The organism is Olleya sp. UBA1516 (assembly GCF_002323495.1).
Classification (GTDB): domain Bacteria; phylum Bacteroidota; class Bacteroidia; order Flavobacteriales; family Flavobacteriaceae; genus Olleya.
In genome coordinates, this window is sequence record NZ_DCQO01000007.1 from 15,297 (window position 1) to 35,121 (window position 19,825).

The 19,825-nt window shown below is 31.1% G+C and carries 20 protein-coding genes; 5 read left to right on the forward strand and 15 right to left on the reverse strand.

Translation table 11 applies throughout. From position 1 onward, the window contains the following. Nucleotides 1–4: 4 nt before the first annotated feature. The 8 genes from B2989_RS03815 to B2989_RS03850 form a co-directional block, all read right to left on the reverse strand. A complete protein-coding gene (locus tag B2989_RS03815; RefSeq protein WP_191101281.1) occupies nucleotides 5–4,339 on the reverse strand; it encodes a CusA/CzcA family heavy metal efflux RND transporter in 4,335 nt (1,444 codons plus the stop codon). Between the two features lie 92 nt (nucleotides 4,340–4,431). Further along, nucleotides 4,432–4,743, reverse strand: coding sequence for a DUF6660 family protein (locus B2989_RS03820; RefSeq protein WP_224742434.1), 312 nt, complete (start codon nucleotides 4,741–4,743; stop codon nucleotides 4,432–4,434). A 590-nt stretch (nucleotides 4,744–5,333) separates the two neighbouring features. After that, nucleotides 5,334–6,530 carry a primase-helicase family protein gene (locus B2989_RS03825; protein WP_191101279.1) on the reverse strand — a complete coding sequence of 399 codons (1,197 nt, stop codon included), beginning with the start codon at nucleotides 6,528–6,530 and terminating at the stop codon, nucleotides 5,334–5,336. Between the two features lie 2 nt (nucleotides 6,531–6,532). Beyond that, on the reverse strand, nucleotides 6,533–6,850 hold the full coding sequence (locus B2989_RS03830; RefSeq protein WP_191101278.1) for a hypothetical protein: 318 nt from the start codon (nucleotides 6,848–6,850) through the stop codon (nucleotides 6,533–6,535). A 6-nt stretch (nucleotides 6,851–6,856) separates the two neighbouring features. Continuing rightward, nucleotides 6,857–7,258: a hypothetical protein gene (locus B2989_RS03835; RefSeq protein WP_041301242.1), complete on the reverse strand. Its 402-nt coding sequence runs from the start codon at nucleotides 7,256–7,258 to the stop codon at nucleotides 6,857–6,859. Nucleotides 7,259–7,330: 72 nt separating this feature from the next. After that, nucleotides 7,331–7,663: a helix-turn-helix domain-containing protein gene (locus B2989_RS03840; RefSeq protein WP_013868959.1), complete on the reverse strand. Its 333-nt coding sequence runs from the start codon at nucleotides 7,661–7,663 to the stop codon at nucleotides 7,331–7,333. Nucleotides 7,664–7,774: 111 nt separating this feature from the next. Then, a complete protein-coding gene (locus tag B2989_RS03845; RefSeq protein WP_191101277.1) occupies nucleotides 7,775–8,824 on the reverse strand; it encodes a hypothetical protein in 1,050 nt (349 codons plus the stop codon). Between the two features lie 2 nt (nucleotides 8,825–8,826). Then, nucleotides 8,827–10,071, reverse strand: coding sequence for a tyrosine-type recombinase/integrase (locus B2989_RS03850; protein WP_191101276.1), 1,245 nt, complete (start codon nucleotides 10,069–10,071; stop codon nucleotides 8,827–8,829). Between the two features lie 296 nt (nucleotides 10,072–10,367). Between B2989_RS03850 and B2989_RS03855 the strand changes: the two genes are divergently transcribed. Then, nucleotides 10,368–10,559: a YgaP family membrane protein gene (locus tag B2989_RS03855; protein WP_292944408.1), complete on the forward strand. Its 192-nt coding sequence runs from the start codon at nucleotides 10,368–10,370 to the stop codon at nucleotides 10,557–10,559. Between the two features lie 44 nt (nucleotides 10,560–10,603). Here the strand turns inward: B2989_RS03855 and B2989_RS03860 are convergent, their stop codons facing one another. The 7 genes from B2989_RS03860 to B2989_RS03890 all read right to left on the reverse strand — a co-directional run bounded on the left by B2989_RS03860 (nucleotide 10,604) and on the right by B2989_RS03890 (nucleotide 16,865). Continuing rightward, the gene (locus tag B2989_RS03860; RefSeq protein ID WP_145000780.1) at nucleotides 10,604–10,879 is read right to left on the reverse strand and encodes an ATP-dependent Clp protease adaptor ClpS; all 276 of its coding nucleotides are present in this window, start codon (nucleotides 10,877–10,879) and stop codon (nucleotides 10,604–10,606) included. A 95-nt stretch (nucleotides 10,880–10,974) separates the two neighbouring features. Then, a complete protein-coding gene (locus B2989_RS03865) occupies nucleotides 10,975–11,805 on the reverse strand; it encodes a M57 family metalloprotease (RefSeq protein ID WP_292944414.1) in 831 nt (276 codons plus the stop codon). A gap of 235 nt (nucleotides 11,806–12,040) precedes the next feature. After that, the gene (gene prmA / locus B2989_RS03870) at nucleotides 12,041–12,880 is read right to left on the reverse strand and encodes a 50S ribosomal protein L11 methyltransferase (RefSeq protein ID WP_292944417.1); all 840 of its coding nucleotides are present in this window, start codon (nucleotides 12,878–12,880) and stop codon (nucleotides 12,041–12,043) included. A gap of 146 nt (nucleotides 12,881–13,026) precedes the next feature. After that, entirely contained in the window at nucleotides 13,027–13,776 is a 750-nt protein-coding gene (tpiA, locus tag B2989_RS03875) for a triose-phosphate isomerase (RefSeq protein WP_292944420.1), read from the reverse strand. An 11-nt stretch (nucleotides 13,777–13,787) separates the two neighbouring features. Beyond that, nucleotides 13,788–14,864: an ABC transporter permease gene (locus B2989_RS03880; RefSeq protein ID WP_292944482.1), complete on the reverse strand. Its 1,077-nt coding sequence runs from the start codon at nucleotides 14,862–14,864 to the stop codon at nucleotides 13,788–13,790. A 98-nt stretch (nucleotides 14,865–14,962) separates the two neighbouring features. Next, on the reverse strand, nucleotides 14,963–16,291 hold the full coding sequence (locus tag B2989_RS03885; RefSeq protein ID WP_292944423.1) for a BT_3928 family protein: 1,329 nt from the start codon (nucleotides 16,289–16,291) through the stop codon (nucleotides 14,963–14,965). Between the two features lie 34 nt (nucleotides 16,292–16,325). Continuing rightward, nucleotides 16,326–16,865, reverse strand: coding sequence for a DUF1599 domain-containing protein (locus B2989_RS03890; protein WP_292944426.1), 540 nt, complete (start codon nucleotides 16,863–16,865; stop codon nucleotides 16,326–16,328). Nucleotides 16,866–16,980: 115 nt separating this feature from the next. Here B2989_RS03890 and folP point away from each other — a divergent pair, with 115 nt between their 5' ends. The 4 genes from folP (at nucleotide 16,981) to B2989_RS03910 (ending at nucleotide 19,775) form a co-directional block, all read left to right on the forward strand. Continuing rightward, nucleotides 16,981–17,805, forward strand: a complete 825-nt coding sequence (gene folP / locus B2989_RS03895) for a dihydropteroate synthase (RefSeq protein WP_292944429.1) — start codon at nucleotides 16,981–16,983, stop codon at nucleotides 17,803–17,805. Beyond that, nucleotides 17,798–18,475 (forward strand): hypothetical protein, encoded by a 678-nt coding sequence (locus B2989_RS03900; RefSeq protein WP_292944432.1) that lies wholly within the window; start codon nucleotides 17,798–17,800, stop codon nucleotides 18,473–18,475. Before folP ends, B2989_RS03900 begins: the two co-directional genes overlap by 8 nt. Nucleotides 18,476–18,515: 40 nt before the next feature. Further along, nucleotides 18,516–19,301 carry a diadenylate cyclase CdaA gene (gene cdaA / locus B2989_RS03905; RefSeq protein WP_145000797.1) on the forward strand — a complete coding sequence of 262 codons (786 nt, stop codon included), beginning with the start codon at nucleotides 18,516–18,518 and terminating at the stop codon, nucleotides 19,299–19,301. Between the two features lie 72 nt (nucleotides 19,302–19,373). Then, nucleotides 19,374–19,775 carry a hypothetical protein gene (locus tag B2989_RS03910; RefSeq protein ID WP_292944438.1) on the forward strand — a complete coding sequence of 134 codons (402 nt, stop codon included), beginning with the start codon at nucleotides 19,374–19,376 and terminating at the stop codon, nucleotides 19,773–19,775. The last annotated feature ends 50 nt before the right edge of the window (nucleotides 19,776–19,825 follow it).

Sequence of the window (19,825 nt, forward strand, 5' to 3'; positions counted from 1 at the left end):
TGTCTTATTTATTAAAATATTGTAATTGAAATGTGCTTTCTAAATAGTTTACTAATGCAGTCTGTGCTTCCAGTTCCGATTGAATTGCTTCTTTTATCAACTGCGTAAATGCAGTATAATCAATTTCGCCTTCTCTATATGCCAGTAATGCACCTGTTTTTTGCTCTTTTGTTAATGGTAAAACTTGGTCTTTGTAAAACTCCCAAGATGTTTTCCATTTCATATAATTTTCTTTAGCCTGAACAAACCTTGATTGTACTTCCTGTTTTTTGAACGCTACATTGGTTTCTGCTATTTCTTTATCAATTCTAGCACTTCTAACTTGTGCTTTGTTAGTACCTGATAAAAACGGAATTGAAATTCCTGCTTGATAGGTGTAAAATCCTGAATTGCCATTTACTTTCTGTATACCACCTTGAAGATTGAACTTTGGCAAATTATCTGCTTTTGCAGCTTTATATTTAGCTTCCGCTTCATCTACAATGTTCTGCGACATACTGTACAATGGATGACTTTCAATACTGAACGTTTCCATATCACTATCTATCGCTACCTCAAATTCATCTGAAACTGTAAAAATTTCTTCTGATACCAACCACAAATTGAATTGCTGTAAGGCAATAAGATAATTACTATAGGCTTGCGCTTTTTTATTCTGAATTTGAAACGCTTGATTTTTTGCTGCCGAATATTCTAATTTAGAAATAGCTTCGACTTCATAATTTAAAGCTACTGCTTGCTCGAATTTGGAATAAATGGAATCCAATTCCTTATACAAATCATAGTTTTGTTTCATTTGATAGCAATTAGACCAAGCTTTTTTAACTTCCAATTCTAATTCCAACTCGGAAAGTTGAAAGGCTTTTTGTGCCAATTGAATGCGTTGTTCTTGTAGCTTCTTTTTAGAACCAATGCCAAATACATCGATATTTGATTGACCAATACCAATGGTTGTATAGATGCCATTTCCATTATCAATTTCTTCTCCACCTGTAAAAATTTGAGTCGTTCCGAAATCATAGGCAGTCGATTTTAATTGTTCTTGTTTTGTAATTTCCAACTGCTTTTGCTTCAATAATGGATAATTACTTTTTGCGAGTTTAACAGCTTCCTGTAATGAAATTTCGGGAATTGTATCATTCAACTCTTGTGCATTACTTTGTGGTGAAAAACCAAATAGTAATAATACAACTGCTGTTGCTGTTACTAACTTTTTATTTGGCTTAAACGTAAAATATTTGTTTTCTACCCAATGATATAAAATTGGTAAAACAAATAAGGTAAGCAAAGTTGAAGTTAATAATCCACCAATAACTACAGTTGCCAAAGGACGTTGTACTTCTGCACCAGCTGATGATGAAATAGCCATTGGTAGAAAGCCTAATACATCTGTAAAAGCAGTTAGCATAATAGGTCTGATTCTTCGTTTAGTACCTTCAACTATTCTATCCTTTAAATTAGTTACACCTTCGTCTTTTAATTCGTTGAGTCCACTTATCATTACCAATCCATTTAATACCGCAACACCAAACAACACAATAAAACCAACACCTGCCGAAATACTAAATGGCATATCACGCAACCATAAGGCTACAACACCACCAATAGTTGCCATTGGGATGGCTATATAAATCATTAAGGTTTGAGGTAGTGATTTTAATGCAAAGTATATTAGTATAAATATGAGTAATAAGGCGATAGGCACAACGGTTTGTAATCGGTTGCTGGCACGTTCCAGATTTTCAAATGCACCACCATATCGAATAAAATAACCTGATGGTAATTCCAGTTGTGCATCTAATTTTGACTTTATTTCAGTGACCAGCGATTTTACATCACGTCCTCTTACATTTATCCCTACATAGGTTCTTCGATTAGTATTGTCTCTACTTATTTGCATTGGTCCTGCTTTGTAGCTTACATCTGCAATTTCACGCAAAGGAATTTGAGCACCTGAAGGTAAATTGATATACAGGTTTTGAACATCTGAAATATCCTTACGGTTTTGATCACTTAATCGTACTACTAAATCGAAGCGTTTTTCACCTTCAAAAATCACACCTGCTGTACCACCTGCAAATGCAGATTGTACGGTTTGATTAAGCGTATTTATTTGAAGTCCATATTGCGCCAATTTATTCCTGTTGTAATTGATTGTCATTTGTGGCAAACCTGTTGTGGCTTCCGCTTTCATATCGCCAATACCTTCAGTACCTGCGATAATTTTAGATATTTCTTCGGCTTTTTGAGATAGAATGTCAATGTCTTCACCATAAAGTTTTATGGCAATATCTTCACGAACACCTTCTAATAACTCGTTAAAACGCATTTCAATAGGTTGTGTAAACTCATAATTAACACCAGGAACCATTTCAACTGCTTCTTTCATTGCTTCAATCAATTCATCTTTTGATTCTATTGTAGTCCATTCACTTTTAGGTTTCAGGATTACAAAAACATCGGCAATATCCATAGGCATCGGGTCGGTTGGAATTTCGGCAACACCAATACGACTCACAATTTTATCGACTTCTGGAAATTTTGCTTTTACTATTTGTTCTATTTTGGTAGTAGTTTCAATAGTTTCTGTAAGTGAACTACCTGGTTTTAAAATAGCGTGAAATGCAATATCGCCTTCATCGAGTTGCGGAATGAACTCGCCACCCATTCTTGAAAACATAAAAACGGTTATTCCGAACAACACAACTGCAATACCAATTACCCATTTCCCTTTTCGCAAGGCTCTAACCAATAAGGGTTGGTATTTGTCTTCAACCCAATGTACAAATCTATCTCCATAGGATTTATTATCATTTTTTGGTGCTCTTAATATTAGAGCTGACATCATAGGCACATAGGTTAAACAAAGTACCATTGCACCAATCATAGCAAAAATAAAAGTCAAAGCCATTGGTTTAAACATCTTTCCTTCAATACCTTGTAAGGCTAAAATGGGTAGAAAAACTATAAGGATAATCAACTGACCGAAGAAGGCAGCATTCATCATCTTTTTTGAAGCATTAGAAGCAACTTTATCTCTTTCTTTAGATGTAAGTTGTTTCTTTTTCAAAACTTGTGATGCTATAAGAAAAACAGTGCTTTCAACAATAATTACAGCACCATCTACAATGATTCCGAAATCAATTGCTCCTAAACTCATTAGGTTTACCCAAACATCAAAAACATTCATTAAAATAAAAGCGAATAATAAGGATAATGGAATAGTAGAGGCAACTATTAAACCTCCTCGCCAATTACCTAACAAAAAGACCAACACAAAAATGACGATTAATGCACCTTCAATAAGGTTAGTTGTTACTGTAGAAGTTGTTTCGCCAATTAATTTACTTCGGTCTAATAATGGTTCAATAATTATGCCTTCTGGTAACGACTTTTCAATTTGAGTCATTCGCTCTTTTACATTGGCAATAACATCATTGGAATTAGCTCCTTTTAGCATCATTACCAATCCACCTACAACTTCTCCTTCACCATCTTGGGTTAATGCACCGTAACGAATTGCAGAGCCAAATTGTACTGTTGCAATATCACCAATAGTGACAGGTATATTATTAATATTCTTGACAGTGATTTTTTTAATGTCCTCTAAACTTCTCACCAAGCCTTCACCACGAATAAAATTAGCTTGATGGTTCTTTTCAATATATGCACCTCCTGTATTTTGATTATTGGCTTCAAGTGCATTAAACACATCTGTAATGGTAAGGCCAATAGCATTTAAATCGTTTGGGTCAACCGCTACTTCGTATTGTTTTATTTTTCCACCAATAGCGTTTACTTCTACCACACCAGGAACCATTGCCATTTGACGCTGTACAATCCAGTCTTGCATTGAGCGTAAATCTGCAATGTTGTATTTGTCTTTAAACTCTGGTGCAACTTTTAGTGTGTATTGGTAAATCTCTCCTAAACCTGTTGAAATAGGACCCATTGTAGGTTCGCCAAATCCAGCAGGTATTTGCTCTTTGACTTCGTTTAGTTTTTCGGCTACTAATTGGCGAGGTAGATATGTTCCCATATCATCATCAAATACAATAGTAACCACAGATAAGCCAAAACGAGAAATTGACCTTATTTCCTGAACATCAGGAAGATTGCTCATTGCCACTTCAATTGGATAAGTAACAATTTGCTCAATATCTTCAGTACTTAAATTGGGGGATTGTGTTATAACCTGTACTTGGTTATTGGTAATATCTGGAACAGCATCTATTGGCACTTTGGTCATACTCCAAATACCTGTTCCGATTATGGTAAGCGTAAGCAAACCAATAATGAATTTGTTATTGATTGAAAAATCAATGATTTTATTAATCATAGAAAATGTATTAATTCAGTTAAAAAAAATGCAAATGCTTTCCTGAAAGTGAAAACATTAAAAAGGGATATAGCTATCCTTTAAAAACTGAATTAAGCTTGTGGCGGTTGCCAAATATTAGATTGGAAATCAAATCTATAATTTGACTGATAAGTAGACACTAATTTTGTGGGAATTTTATTGAAAGTTAATAACTGAAATATTGCCAAAGGCTCATAGCTAATTGACATACCACAACAATTACAAATACAAGTAACAGGACAAGAATCGTCACTATCCTCTTGATGATTATGTTCAGCAGTTATTTCCTCTTGCTGTTGGTCTTCTACATTTTGACCATCAGAACAAGGCATTGCAGATAATGCTAACATTGTTATAGCTAATATGAATGCTAAAAATTTCATCGTAGCAAATATACAAATTATTAAATGCAATGGTTGTGCAATTATTTTATTTAAGCCACAACCTTTACTTTCTCTTTTAGAGTTTCAAGATGCTTCAGCATATTGCTTTTACAACATACCTCACGAGCTAATTTAGGCGCGTGACCTATCACTTTGGTTAATTCCTTTATTATACTCATCTTATTAATTTCTACATATTTTTTCTCTAGTAAAAATATTATCGTTTCTTATATAAACTTGTAAATTGTCTTATAATAAGCATTTTCTCATTTACTCAAATAAAACCAAAGCCAATAGACCTTGTTGTTGATTGTTGCTAATTTGTTTGAAACAATAGAATAATAAGGGTTTTAAGAGTAAACAAGCTGTACACAATGTAGCAACAATTAAAAAAGTTGTTGTTGTTGTTGTTGTTGTTGTTGTTGTATGTTGTTATGTGGGTTTAATCAAATGTTGTAGTATGTTGTTTAGTTTAATAACATAGCCAATGTAATAGAATAAGAAAACGTGTGATTGTTGTTTTAATGTTGTTGAGTTGTTTATTACCGTAAGTACTAGCTAGCATAGCATTACAGTAGTTTTGCAACAAATCAACTTAACTCTTTAAACATTTGTTTAGTAAAAGTATAATGACGACCTCTATGAGTTGTTTCTTCAACAATAGGAGTGTTTGAAACTGATGTTGACATATAATATTTAGTATATGTACTATTCTTAGATTCTAATTTATATTCATTTTTTATTAACTCAGATAATTTAAAAGAATTGGTTCTTATATTATTTTTACTAAGCTTATCTACCAAGTCACCCAATGAATACTTTAATTCTTCTTTTTCAAACAAGGCAAACTCATCTGACAAAATTTGCTCTAATTCTTTATCTATAAAGGTTTTATTACCGTTAATTAATATATCTAATGCTTCTGTATGAATTTGCTCTTTAGTAAACCACATTCTTGTTTTTCTAGGACATGAAATCTTTCTTTTGTTTATAAAATGGATAAAGTGCGGTAACTCTTTTTTTAACGATTCTAAAAGGTCTGGTCGGTCATTTGATAAATCGAAAGGAATAATTTTTCTAACCCAGTATCTTACTTCTGAATTATCTATGTAAACAAAATTCTTTTCGTTGTTGGAACATAAAATAAACTTACCAAAAAAATTTCCCTCAACTTTATCTTTACCTTTAGCTTCACTTTTATAAGTTTTTGCAGTAGATAGATTTTTCAACCTTTCACTATCTTCTCTTTTGTCTAATAAAACTTCATCAACAGCAATAATTAACTTTGAAGCCCAATCTGAATTAAATCTACTTCTAAAATCCTCATTATTATTAATTGTCATATTATTTTGGAATATAGATTTTACCCAATTTAAAAAAGTGGTTTTACCTGTATTTCGCTCATTACTTACTAAACACAAAATTGGTAAAACTTGTGTTGGATTTTGCCATAAAACACTTAAGTAATCTAAGCCTAAAATATATTGCTCACCAAAAATATGCTTGAGAAATTTTTCTGTTTCTGGAAAACTACCTTTTTCAAATTTATGTTCTAATTTTTCATATTTATTATAAAACCCATTAATTACACGTTTATAATTAGTATGCGATGGGATTAAACAAAAACCATCATATTTTTTTATATCTTCAATGTACTCCTTACCATGGTCGGTTATAATTTCACTTTTTGACCAAGGATTCAACATTTTTATAGTGTCTTTGCTGTTTAAAGGCATATTAACTTCTTTAAAGTAAGCTGTACCTATTCTTAAATATTTTTCACTCATAACTAAACGTTTACTGTTAAACTAGCCAATTTGGAATAATCGATTTTTTCAAATTTTGTAGTAAAATAAATTTTCACATCAACTCCTTGAATTGAACTATCTACTTTACACATTTTAATTATTTCTTTCTCAATTTGACAAAGTGGCAATCTTGGGTTATAGTTAATTACTTCTATTGCCAATTTTATTTTTGCTATTAAGTAACTTAATTTTTTAATTGAAAGCGCATTATTTTCATTTGCATATTGACTTAATAAGTCTTTGTGTATATCCTCTATTATATTTAAGCCATCTGGCTTATATGTTTTATTATTTTCCATTTCTTATTATTTATAAATTAATATTTGCTGAGCTGTATCGAAATAAGCTCTAGTACCATCATATCTTGGAGGTAGGTTTTTGATTAAAATCACACCCTGATGAGTCTTATTAATTAGTTTTTTTATATCTCCTTTTGTTGCAGGTTTATTTTCTTCTTTAGTAAAGATATTTGTAACAATGTTTGTAGCTAAAGTTCCTACAGCTGCGTTTCCTACACCAGACCAACTCATTTTATTGATTGTTGATGGTTTTTCTTGATTCTCTTTTGTAGGTAAATTTCTAGTTACCTTTTTTCTTTTTGTAAAGGCGTTTACTCTACAACTATTGCTACAATATTTCTGTTTATACCTTCTTTTTGGAGTGTACTCGACACCACAATAATTACAATTGTATGTATATCTATCCATTTTGCGTTAATTTAACGTTAGACTAACGATTGATTAAATCGCTCTAAATGAAAACTTTTATTAAGCCTTCAATTATTTAAGTCTCTTTTTACGGTTAGACAATAAGGTATCGACATCAGATTCAAGCTCTGTTGTGCATTTTTGCTTTCCTTCTTTTATCCATTCTATTATCTCGGACTTGAAGAAGAATAAACGACCGTTTTTCTTATGGTGAGGAATGGTGTTTTTTTGACAATAGTTATAGAGTGTTGGTTTTGTATAACCAGAAAACTTAACAATGTCATCAATAGTTTGCGGGTCATCCGTTTGGGATAACGTTTCTGCCTTTTCAATTAAGGCTTTTAATTCTTTGAGGTCTCTTTTTACCTCTGCAACATCTAGTTGCGTTTGTTCAAATGCTATCATTTTTAAATGTTTTAAATTAATATTTATCAATGATAGCGGTTAATTACAGGTTATTTATAATTTCCGTAAGTGCAGTAGTAAAAAACGTAGTACCAGTAGTAAAAAAAGTAGTTACTTTAGTAATTGAATAGTTTTACTAGGTTTTTTATCAAAATTAACCTTAACATTTTTAAAATTCCATCCAACGAAGTTATCTGTAAGTAATTCTACAAATTTATCTAGAACTTGACCAGTTCCGAAATATTGATAATAACTTTCATAAAACTCCCTAAACCTATATTTAACTAAAGTGCTCTCTCCTTTAGGAGCCATATTGAACTTCTGTTTTTTTAAATTAGGGATTCCACAAAATGCTTTCTTTATAAATATATCAAATTGTTTTTCAGTTAGAAACGGTTTACCGTTTTTACTGTTTTTTTCTGTAAAGATTTTAAAATGGTCAACAGCTATTTCTATTGGCATGGATTGGTTAAACACATTTGTGTAATTACTATAATCTAAAGTATTATTAATAGTAGGTGTGTGTGATGTAGATTTTTTTAATTCACTTTCAATAAAATATGCATCTTTAAAATATTCTTTTTTTTTAGTGAAAAAATTTTTGGAAGTTTTAAAAATTTGCTGGTAGGTTTCATCTAAACCTACTAGTATATTTTCCTGATAATTAAGAACGTCTAAAATCTCATTTATCATTTCTAAATTTTTCAGATTATCAGCTCCTAAATCAAAGAGTTCTTTATGATATACTAATCTGTATTTAGTCATTAATTCTTGTGATTTTAAAAAATCATCATACTCAAAATCACCGTCGAATTTAATATTTAAAGTATTTAAATAACTCAAGATGAGCTCTTTTTTCTCACTCTCATTTAAAACTTCGTCGAATATAAAAAACTCTAAAGATGCAAAAATAAATAATGGTTCTAAATCTGTATGAACAACTATGTTATTCCCAATATCAACTGTATTTGATAAGTGCTTTTCTATTTTTTCTCTATATAATTCATCATCATTTAAATAATCTTTGATTAATTGAAGGTGAATTTTTTCTTCTTTAACAGCAGTATGCTCTATAATCTCTTCTAGTTTTAAGTCTGCATTTAAAGGTGAAATACTTGCCAGAATAGTAATTAATTCGTAAAACTCTTCTTTATATATCATATTTAAAAATTCATTATTGAGTTTGCAAATTCTTTTTTAGCTTCATCTTCAAAACCAGCAAAATAGTTTTTAGTTACGCTTAGATCACTATGGTTTAATGCTTCACTAATAAATTCCATACTAGCGCCTTTTCGTAAAGAATTGGTTGCGAAACTATGTCGAGCATAATAGAAGCTTATATCACTCGGTAATTTATTAGCAACAGCCAACCTTTTTATGTGATCGTTTATATAACGTGTAAAGTTTTTTATTTTTTTATGCTGTTCGTTTGCATCATCATTTTCATTCAAAATATCAAAAACAAAGCTATTTTTATTTTTGTTACCATACTTTTCTATAATACTATTTGTAAAATCAGTTAAGTAGATAATGATTTCGGTTTTCTCAGCTTTTTTATCAAAAGTTTTGGCTCTGTAATAAGTAAATTTATCCTCTTTAATATCAGAATATTTTAAGAGTGCTATATCTTTTGGGTTTATGCCATTACAAGCAAAACTAAAAAACCAAAAATCTTTAGCTTTTGATTCATTCTCGTTTGCAGGTTTAGCATCAAATAAAACTTTAAGTTCTTTAGAGTTTAAAGCTTTTTTCACTTTTTTTGTTCGTAATATTTGATATTTACTTTTACCAAAAGGATAATACTCTTGGTTAAGGTCTTTAGCTTCGATTGCATTATTAAAAATAACCCGTAAAGTTCTAGTGTATATTGCTATAGTTGTATAGCTCTTACCTTTTTTAACCATATAAGACTCGTAATCTCTTAACCAATCAACATTTATTTGTTGAAATTTTAGCTTCTCTATAGGACAATTTTTAACTTCATTACTGAAGGTTCCTAACGAGTTTAATGTGTATTTAAAACTTTCTGCTGTATTTATCTTATTCTTTTTGATACAATTCTCAATAGCTACGTTAAAGTGAAATTGAAGATTATTTTTATCAGAAGATTTTCTAAACAACTTAAATTCAAAATTTTTAAAATCAAAAACACCCAATTTACTAGCTTCATCATTAGCTCTATTTTCTATAGCCTGAAGTTTCAGTCGTAATTCTTTATTTTCACCACGTAACTTTTTGTTGTTTGGATTTAACCAAATTTCTTGAAATTTCTTTTCTGTTAAATCAATATCTAAATTATACCATTTCTCTTTTTGAGTTTCTTTTCCATAAACACGAAGTTTTATTGGATACATTCCAGACTTTTTCTTTCTACGATTATCTAAACGAATTGAAATATTGTAACCCATGGCATAAATGTTTCTGCAAATATATATTATTTGCAGAAAATTTGCAGAAAAATAGTGTAATAGACTATTATTAAATATTAACAAATAGTAAACAAACCTCTCAAAACAGTGATTTACAGAGTATTTACACACAAAACATGTAGCGACGATAAGTAGGTTTTATTGATTACGGCTCAAGAGGTTACTGGTTTGAATCCAGTCGAGGTCACGATAAAAAAAGCAAGCTACTATAGCTTGCTTTTTTTGTGCCTTATACTTACATTTAGATACTTAACACCTTTTAATATGAAAAAAATATGGGAGCTTTAGATAAAAGCTTAAGAGTATTAGTTGCTATAATAATTGCACTATTGTATTATCTAAATGTTATTACCGGAACTCTAGCTTACGTTTTAATGGGTATTGCAATAATTTTTTTAATAACTAGCTTTATCAATTTTTGTCCACTTTATACCGTATTAGGTATAAACACGTGCAAACGAAAGTAATTACAACAAAAAAAAAGAGTCTTTAAAATTAAAGACTCTTTTTTTTAAATTATTTCAGCACTTAATCCTGCTTCTAATAACATTGTACATCGTGGTTCCAATTCTTTATAGGCTCCAGTCTTAACTGTACATTGTCCTTTATAATGTACCAAAATTGTACATTGCTCTGCTTGTTCAGGTGTATGGTCACAAGCATAAATTAAAGTATCTATGACGTGATCAAACGTATTGACATCATCATTATAAACAACAATTTCATTATTAGGTTGTTCTAAGGTACTTACCTCGTGTTCTTCTTGTATTTTTTCTTTTGTACTCATACGTACTATTTTTTTTATAAAAGTAAAAAAATATTAGATATAAAAAAAGACTTCTGTCGTCACAGAAGTCTTTTGTAAATTATATTATATTACTTTTAATACATAATTTGAAGCGCATTGATATCGTCAGTTCCAAACTCGCCATCCTCTCCACTGCTAAAGCATGCTAGCATAACAGATGTCTCTGGAGTGTTACCTCCTAAATCTATTGCACCAATAGATCCTGCTCCTTCATTTTGATTTTGACCACAACTAGCTCTATTAAACCAATCTGTGTGTCTAAAACCTATGGAGTGACCAATTTCGTGTGTAATAACATGCTCCACAACATTAGTATCGTAGTTGTCTAAACCATAAATTTGAACAAACTTATACGGATTACCATTGCTTGGAAATCCTGCAGATCCTCCTGCTCCAGATTGACTAGGGTTATGATATACTACCATGTCTTTTGAAGAGTAATTAGTCCCAAATGACAATTGAAATGAAATTGAAACTCCGCTTAGTGCATTGTAATTATCAACAGCCCATTGTAAAGCAGTTCTCTCTTTGGTTGATAAGGCATTACTACCACCTGTATATCCAATAATAGTAATGGTTTTACCTTGTGACACTAAATTATTTGTACGATAATTTCGCTCTGATGCTGAAGCATTATCATCTAAGTTTAAAATGTCTTCTTCGCTCATAAAAAGATCACCTTCAACTTCAATCATTTCTTTAGTAGAACCATCGGGAAGCATGAAGTCTACTATTTTAGCATTGTCGGTATTAATTTGTGCTTTTGCCAATTTAGCTAAAAGCTCTGCAGACACTTCTCTTGCTGCAACTTCCTCGTCTATAATCGTGTCTTCGTTTTTTTGACATGATTGTAATCCTAGAATAAAACATAGGCTAGCTAAAGCCATAAATTTAATTTTCTTCATTTTTGGTTGAATTTTAAATTAATAAATGGTTTGCTTTACGTAAAATGTTTCACACAATCTTAAAATGTTAGTTTAAGGATATTTTGCTATTAATCTTATGTGAGATAATTATCAGGTCAAAGATAATTGTTTAAAAAAGAAGAATCCTGAGGTTTTAACCACAGGACCCTATTTATTTTTAATAAAATTGTTAAAATTTTATGTATTTAATCGATAATTGTGATTTTAAACAATCTTACTGCTTCTCAAACTTAAGTGCAACCCAATTATTTTTGGTTAATGTATCCTTTAAAAAAAGTTGATTATTATTACACTCTTTTTCTATCATTGGGATGTCTTCTTGGTAAAAACCACTTAAAAACAACGTTCCCTTGGCATCCAAACATTTTGAATATGTAGCGATGTCATTTAATAAAATGTTACGATTAATGTTTGCAATAATAGTGTCGTACTTTTTATCTTTTAAAAGTGCTGCTTCACCTTCGTAAACAGAAATATGTTTACAATTGTTGCGCTCCACATTTTCTAAGCTATTTAAGTAGCACCAGTTGTCAATATCTATTGCATCTAATGGTTTTGCACCTTTCATCTCTGCTAGTATTGCTAAAACAGCTGTACCGCATCCCATGTCTAAAACAGACTTACCTTCAAAATCGTTTTTAAGGATATGTTGTATCATCATGTGTGTGGTTTCATGATGTCCGGTTCCAAAACTCATTTTTGGCTCGATGATAATATCGTATTTTGTGTCAAACTTATCATGAAATGGTGCACGTACTGCACACAAATCATCAACAACTATTGGATTAAAGTTTTTCTCCCACTCTTCGTTCCAATTGGTTTGCTCAATCTCGTCAAAGGTGTAGGTAATTTCAAACTCGTCTGACTTTAATATTTGGATATCGTCCAAAATAGAAGCGTTATATTCTTCTTTTTGAATGTATGCTGTAACCCCTTCTTCGGTTTCTACAAAACTTTCAAATCCTGCGTAACCTAGTTCTGCTATCAGGATTTCTGTTCCTGGTTGCATGGGTTGCACTTTAAAGTAATACCCTATGTAAATAATATTTGACATTATAATTTGTACTGTATTTTGCAGATTAGCCTGCGTTAGCGGTTGTAGTGGCATCCTTTTTTTGCTGCCACATATGGCAAAAAAAGATATAACGGAAGACGCGACCCTTGTGGTAACGCCCAAATTATATTAATTTTTGTTGTTATTTAAAAGGCGTTTACGATTGCGTAAAAATCTTCGGCTTTCAAGGCTGCACCACCAATTAAACCACCGTCTACGTCTGGTTTTGAGAAAATCTCTTTTGCGTTTGCTGGTTTTACACTACCTCCGTAAAGGATGCTCATGCTGTCCGCCACTTGGTTACCGTATTTGTCGTTTAATGTTTGACGGATAAATTTATGCATGTCTTGTGCTTGTTCTGGACTTGCTGTTTCTCCGGTTCCGATTGCCCATACAGGCTCATAAGCCAACACGATATTTTTGAATGCTGATGCGTCTAAATGAAACAATGCGTTTTTGATTTGACTTTCTACCACTGCTTCGTGGTTTGCTGCTTTACGGTCTGCAAGCTCTTCTCCGAAACAGAAAATTACGCGTAAGTCGTTAGATAAGGCTTGGTCTACTTTTTTAGATAAAATAGCATCGTCTTCGTTAAAATATGCACGACGCTCTGAGTGACCCAAGATTACTGTTTGGATACCTACGCTTTTGAGCATGTCTGCACTGACCTCTCCTGTGTATGCACCATTTTCTGCGAAGTGCATGTTTTGTGCTATAACCTCGATATCGTCATGTCTTGTAGCTTCAAAAGCATGCCATAAGTTAGTAAATGTTGGCGCAATCATAACCTCTGCATTAGATGTTTTTGTTTGTCTTTTTAAATCTGAAATTAATGCTTCTGATTGTGGTAAATCATTATTCATTTTCCAGTTTCCGGCTACTATGTTTTTTCTCATGACGTTACGTTTTATTCTAATTTAACTTTTGGATCTAACCAAGTGTATATTATATCTACAAAAATATTAATTATTATGAATAGTAAGGCTATTATTAACACAGATCCCATAATTACAGGTAAATCTAGAGTGTTTAGTGCGTTTACAATTTCTTTTCCTAATCCATTCCAACCAAAAATATACTCTACAAACACTGCGCCTGCTAGCATACTTGCAAACCAACCTGAGATTGCGGTTACTACGGGATTTAAGGCATTTTTAATGGCGTGTTTTTTAATAATCTGAAACTCTGATAATCCTTTTGCTCTGGCAGTCCTGATATAATCTTGATTAAGTACTTCTAATAGGGAGTTGCGCATTAATTGTATCACGACTGCTAATGGCCTTATTCCTAAAACGATTGCTGGTAGGATTAGGTTTTTCCATTTTATGTGCATTTTTTCACCAAAATCATCCAACTCGTAAAGACTTCCTGTCATTTCTAAATTGGTGTATTTATGCAATACAAATCCAAATAACCATGCGAATAATATGGCACTAAAAAAGGATGGTACACTCATACCTAAGGTACTTAATATCTGAATGGTTTTATCTAAAAAGGAATCTTTTTTTAATGCAGAAACCACGCCTAATATAACCCCTAAAAATATTGCGATTAGTATTGCAGAAACTGCCAATACAAACGTATTGGGTAACGTCTCTGACAATACTTGGCTTACTTTTTTACCTTGCTTTGTAAAAGACTCGCGTAGATATGGAAATTTAACAACCATAGTCGTATTGCCTATTGCAAACAGTTGTGTTGCTGCGTATTTATTTTGACTTAAATAGGTGTAGTCTCCTTCTGTTTTTGAGTGAAATGACACTGGAGACAAATCGTTTAAATAATACAAATACTGTGTGGCAACAGGCTTATCAAAACCGTATTTTTTTTTGATAATTGCTAGCTGCTGACTATCCTCATTTTGCCCTAACATCATTTGTGCTGGATCTCCTGGAAGCACACTAAATAATAAGAATATAACGGTTATTACACCAAATAATGTAAGTAATGCGTAACCTGTTTTATTTAGAAAGTATGTTGTCAGTGGGTTTATTTATTTTAAATACGTTGTTTTACAGTTTTACAAATTAATGTGTTTCTAGATATAATTTGCTTATGCTTTACAAATCAATCGAAGATATGTTATTCTGTTTTTTTTATTTCAATTTTTACAATACTTGTGTAATTTTTACCAGTAGCTGTGTTTATTGAGTCAATAACCGTTTTAACCTCTGAAGCTCCTTTAAAAACAGATACCTTTTCAATTTGATCCTCACTTAACTGTAAAGCTTCAAACGCTTCTTTATTTAAAACTTTATCATCAACTACATGTGCTGTTCCATCATCTATAACCTTAGGTGCTGGTCTATCTACTTTAGGCAGTTCTAATTGATCAATATCATTCCAATGTACTTTTTGGATAATGGTCCCTTTTTCTAATTTTAATAATCCTGGATTAGAACGGATGATTGTTTTTAAGGCAGTCTCGTCACAAAAATAATACTCAAAACCTAATTTGTAATTTGAGATAACACCATTTGCCTCATCTGGACCAGATGCTGTTAATCCAATAACATCATAACCATTTGCGATTGCTTTGTCTGTAATTTGTTTTACAGCCACTAAACCATCACTTTCAGATTTTGCTAAATTGTAATTAACTACCAATAGTACATTTGGTCGCGTTAGGATGTCTTGAGTAAAATCCTCACCATCTTTTTCAATTGAAAAATCATGGATTGGTGGCTCATAACCTTCCGCTATTGTTTTTGTTGTTACTGTAAGATATTCTCCTGGAGATTCAGGGTATGAACCGTCTGTTATATATTGTTTTTCTGTACCATTTTCATTAAACGTCCACGTATACTCAATTACTGGTTGTGGTGCATCATCTGGCACAATCATGTTATCTGTAATGTTGTTTCCTATTTTAAATGGTCTAAAATCAATACTTGGTAAATGCATTAACACATGGTAAGCAAAACCTAAACAAGCTATAAAACTTAATAAAGACAAAATAGTGGTAGCTAGTTTACCAAAAAATGGCTTAACGTATTTTATTCCGAAGAAAATAATTAAAATTAAAACTAATAGAAAAACATCTTTCCCGAAGCTTTCCCATGGATCCATTTTCATGGCATCACCAAAGCAACCACAGTCTTTTACTTTATCAAAGTACGCTGAGTAAAAGGTTAAAAATGTGAAGAATATTATCATTAATAATAAACTCCAAATTGTAAATTTAGGTTTATATCCAATAATTAAAAATATACCTAAAAGCACCTCAAAAACGACTACTATTATTGAAATCCCTAAAGCATAAGGAATAAAAAATGGTAAATCTAAAACGGTTGGTCCAAAATATTCTTCTAATTTAAAAGCAAATCCGATTGGATCATTAAGCTTTATAAATCCTGAAATAATAAAAAATATACCAACAAATATTCTTAAAAAACCGACTATGTATTTCATAACTTTAATTAAATATCAAATTGCAAAAGCAATTTTATTGTTCTGTTAAATGTATCATTGCAAAAATGGCGTAATTAATCATGTCTTGATAATTAGCATCAATGCCTTCGCTTACAATTGTTTTACCTGAATTATCTTCAATTTGCTTAACACGTAATAATTTTTGTAAAATTAAATCGGTTAAACTACTAACACGCATGTCTCTCCAAGCTTCTCCATAATCATGGTTTTTGTCCTGCATTAACTGCTTTGTTGCTTTTACTTGTTCATCATATAAAACAGTCGCTTCTTCAACTTCCAAATCTGGCTGCTCTACCACTCCTTTTTGGAGTTGTATTAATGCCATAATACAATAGTTGATAATCCCGATAAATTCGCTTTGCTCACCTTCGTCAACTTTACGCACATCGTTTTGTTGCAAACCTCTAATACGTTGTGCTTTTATAAAAATTTGATCGGTTAATGAAGGTAAACGTAAAATTCGCCATGCACTACCATAATCTGTCATTTTATTAATAAAAAGGTCTCGACAGGTTTTTATTACAGCATCGTATTGTTTTGAAGTATCTTGCATATTTGATAAACTCTAATTGAATTTTGCGTAAATTTCGCATAAAATTATTTAAAGTTCAAGGTTTAGGGTTTAAAGTTTTACTAACGTTATCCCAACACCATATTTAAGTGTATCAATGACAATAAATTTTAAAGGCAAACTTATAGATTTAACTACTCCAAAAGTAATGGGTATTTTAAATGTAACACCAGATTCTTTTTTTGATGGTGGACGTTATAAAGATGAAACTTCAATAATAAAACAAGTAGAAAACATGCTAAATGAAGGTGCCACGTTTATTGACGTTGGTGCTTACAGCTCAAGACCCAATGCGCCTTTTGTAAGTGAAGATGAAGAATTGCAACGCATTGTACCAATAATAAAACTTTTGGTTAGTCATTTTCCAGAAATTATAATATCTGTGGACACCTTTAGAAGTCAAGTAGCAAAAGCAACTATTATTGAAGGTGCTGCTTTAATTAATGATATTTCGGCAGGTTTATTAGATGACAATATGCTACCAACTATTGCCGACTTACAAGTCCCATATATAATGATGCATATGCGTGGTACACCACAAACTATGCAAACACTAACCCAGTATGACAACTTATTAAAGGATATTAATTTTTATTTTTCAGAACGTATTGCCAAAGCACGCGAATTGGGTATTATAGATTTAATTTTAGATCCTGGTTTTGGTTTTGCTAAAACTTTAGAACAAAATTTTGAACTTTTAAGTAAGTTTGAATTATTAAATATTGCAGAATTACCAGTATTAGCAGGTATATCCAGAAAATCTATGATTTACAAAACCTTAGATACTACAGCAGCAAATGCTTTAAACGGAACAACCGCTTTACACATGATTGCACTACAAAAAGGAGCTAAAATTGTGCGTGTGCACGATGTAAAAGAAGCTAAAGAATGTATCACACTATATAACAAATTAAATGCTTAACAGATTTTTATTTATAACTATACTTTTTTTATTTTTTTCCTGCGGAAACGAAAAAGTAATACAACTACCAGAAATACAAAATGCAGAAATAACTCAGATTTTAGACGTTTCTCCTGCTTATATTTTTTATGACGAAACCAAACAGGATAGCGTTGAGTTAAACCGAAAAAACTTAATTATTTCTACTAATTGGTTAATAAACGTTGACAAGCGCCTAACATTAGAACAAGCGTTACCATCTATAATAAAACTACAAGAGAAGAAGCGAAATGCAACCATGCATAAAAATGAAAAAGCTAGAAATTATTATACTTGTAATGATACTAGTATTAAAAATTTAGGCTTTATTGATTTTACTGATGTGGTTTATTTACATGAAAACGAAGAAGGAATTTCAAATAGCGCCATAAATGAAGACAATAAAATTATTGATATTATGTGTTTTTCATTAGATAAAATTAAAATATCCATAGACAATAAAACTATTTTAAGTGATTATAGCCAACTTAAAAAGCTTATACAACCCGAAATTAACCAAGAAGGAAGTTATATTGTTTTAGGCTTTAAAAAAACGTTATTATTCCAAGATTACATTTCATTAAAATCAATAATAAAAACCTTTGAAACTGAAAACACAGAAATTAGTAATAACGAATTCATTTTTGATTAAATCAATCCAATTTTACTAATTTTACAAAAACCGATTTTCGTTGGAAATATTTAAAGACATTTTAAAATTTAGTTGGATTGACATGATAGATGTTGTGCTTGTTGCACTACTACTTTATTACGTATACAAGCTAGTTAAAGGGACTGTAGCCATTAATATTTTTATTGGTATTGTAGTTATCTACTTTATCTACTTAACGGTTGAAGCCTTACAAATGGTTTTACTTACCAAAATTTTAGGAGGTTTTATTAGTGTAGGTTTTATTGCTTTAATTATTGTATTTCAGCAAGAAGTCAGAAAGTTTTTATTAATGGTTGGATCTACAAACTTTGCTAGTCGACGCAAGTTTTTAAGTCAGTTAAAGTTTTTAAAGATAGAACAAGGTACATCCACAGATATTGATGCTATCATCTCTGCTTGCAATAAAATGAGCAGTTCTAAAACTGGTGCTTTAATTGTTTTGGAACGTAATAATAATCTTGATTTTTTAGCAAATACAGGTGACGAAATGAATATTAAAGTTACACAACCAATTATAGAAAGTATCTTTTTTAAAAATAGTCCGCTACATGATGGCGCCATTATTATACAAGATAATATTGTTAAAGCAACTCGTGTTATTTTACCTGTAAATAACGAGAAAAACATTCCGCAACGATTTGGATTACGTCATCGTGCTGCTGTTGGTGTTACAGAGCGTACTGACGCTATTGCAATTGCAGTAAGTGAAGAAACTGGACAGATTTCATGTTTTAGAAATGGCGAATTCCTTCCGTTTGAAAACACTATTGAATTGGCTCAAATTTTGAAAGATGATTTAGAGTAGGTCTTATTTCTATTCTGTTAAACATTTTATTCTACAACCATTTTATGCGTTTTCACCTTAATTAAAATTATAATGAACATTATTTATAACGAAAAAGAAAATACTATAGACATTAAAGATGGATTAAAATCTCAATATTTTATGATAAAAGCTTTGATGATTTTAAACCTATTAAACGCTATTCTTAACGTGTCCTATATTAGTGAAAGCGGAATTGGTTTTATGCACATAATCTGGCTAATATTAGGATTAGTATCCATTGTAGTCCTATATTTTTTCATTTTTAAAAAATCAAGTCAAGAAAAAATTGATACAAAAACAATTGTTAGTTTTACAGAAAAAAAAGTCTTTGGTGCAAAGCGATTATCACTACAATTAACCAATGGAAAACATCGTGATTTAGCTTACTTAAAATCTTCTGAAGAAATTATTAAAGTAAAAAAAATGCTTAGTAAATTAGACATCTCTGCTTAATTATAACATAAACAACTAAATACTAGTTACTTTTATATATTATTTGGTTT